Origin of the sequence: Streptomyces sp. SID5785 (assembly GCF_009870065.1) — a bacterium.
GTDB lineage: Bacteria > Actinomycetota > Actinomycetes > Streptomycetales > Streptomycetaceae > Streptomyces.
In genome coordinates this window covers 1-1,376 of record NZ_WWIA01001026.1, presented here as the reverse complement: position 1 = coordinate 1,376, position 1,376 = coordinate 1, and the positions used below count along the sequence as shown (strand labels likewise).

Below are 1,376 nucleotides of genomic sequence, written 5' to 3'. Positions count from 1 at the left end.
ACGGCCCGGAGGCCGGACCCGAGGCGGGCGCCGCGGCGGACCCGGCCGGCGGGCCGGGACCCGGGGCGCTGCCCGACGCCGACGCCGACAGCCGCCGGCTGTCCGCCGTCATGACCGTCGCGTTCTTCGTCCTGCTCGGCTCGTCGATGGTCCGCTTCGTGCAGCGGCACGGCGACGAGGTGAAGAGCCCGTACGTCATCACGCTCGCCCTGGTCCTCGCCGTCCTGTACCTGCTCGGCCCGCGCCGCGGCTCGCTGCCCGACCTGCCGCCGGGCGCCCCCGTGCCCTGGCCGCGGGCGCCGCGGCTGGCCTGGCTGGCCGCCGTCGTCGTGGTCTGGGCGGTCCTCGTGGACGTCGCGCCCAGCTTCGCGTGGGTGGCCGTGCCCCTGTTCTACGCGGTGCTGCGCACCCTGCCGCCGGTCGCCGCGTACGTCCTGGTCGGACTGCTCACCGTCGTCGTGATCTTCTCCCAGCTCCAGCTGGCCGGGCGCTTCGACCAGGACCTGGTGATCGGGCCCGCGGCCGTCGCCGCGTTCGCCACCGCGATCTTCACGCACATGCAGCGGCAGGCCGCGCGGCAGCGGGCGCTCATCGACGACCTGATCCGCACCCGCCGGGAACTGGCCGCCTCCGAGCGGCGCGAGGGCACCCTCGCCGAACGCCAGCGGCTGTCCATGGAGATCCACGACACCCTCGCCCAGGGCCTGTCGAGCCAGCAGATGCTGCTCCAGGCCGCGGAGCGGGTGTGGGACAGCGACACCGGGAAGGCCCGCGCCCACGTCCACACGGCCGCGTCGATCGCCGAGCACAACCTGACGGAGGCCCGGCGCTTCGTGCACGATCTCGCCCCGGCCGACCTGTCCGGAGGCCTGGAGGCGGGGCTGCACGCGGTCGCCGCCCGCGCGTCCGGGGACCGGCTCACCGTGCGGGTCCACATCGACGACGGGGGCCGTACCCCGCGGCTGCCCGACCGGGTCCAGTCGGCGCTGCTGCGGATCGCGCAGGGTGCGCTGGCCAACGTACGGGAGCACGCGGGGGCGACCGATGCGGCGGTGACGCTCACGCTCCTCGACGACCAGGTCGTGCTCGACGTCGTCGACAACGGCGCCGGCTTTGACCCGGCCGCGCTCCCCGAGGGGTCGTCCGGGGTCCGGGGGCACGGTGTCCCCGCGATCCGGGCCCGTGTCCGCCAGCTCGGCGGCACCCTGACGCTGGACTCCGCCCCCGGCGAGGGCACCGTCCTGACCGCAGCCATCCCCCTGGCCCCACCCCGGTGACCCCCAGGGGCTCCGCCCCGGCCCCCACTCCTCAATCGCCGGAGAGGCTTGATGTGGGCGCTGCACACCAGCCCCGCCAGGGGCGCGGGGAACTGCGCG

General features: G+C 76.1%; 1 protein-coding gene. It reads left to right on the top strand.

Features of this window, described 5'->3' with window-relative positions:
- Positions 1-110 precede the first annotated feature (110 nt).
- Positions 111-1,277, top strand: coding sequence for a sensor histidine kinase (locus GTW43_RS33230; RefSeq protein ID WP_161305702.1), 1,167 nt, complete (start codon positions 111-113; stop codon positions 1,275-1,277).
- Positions 1,278-1,376: the final 99 nt, after the last annotated feature.

Bases quoted from the DNA above. Each gene is read 5' to 3' on its own strand.
- GTW43_RS33230 (WP_161305702.1), top strand. From the start codon at position 111: ATGACCGTCGCGTTCTTCGTCCTGCTCGGCTCGTCGATGGTCCGCTTC.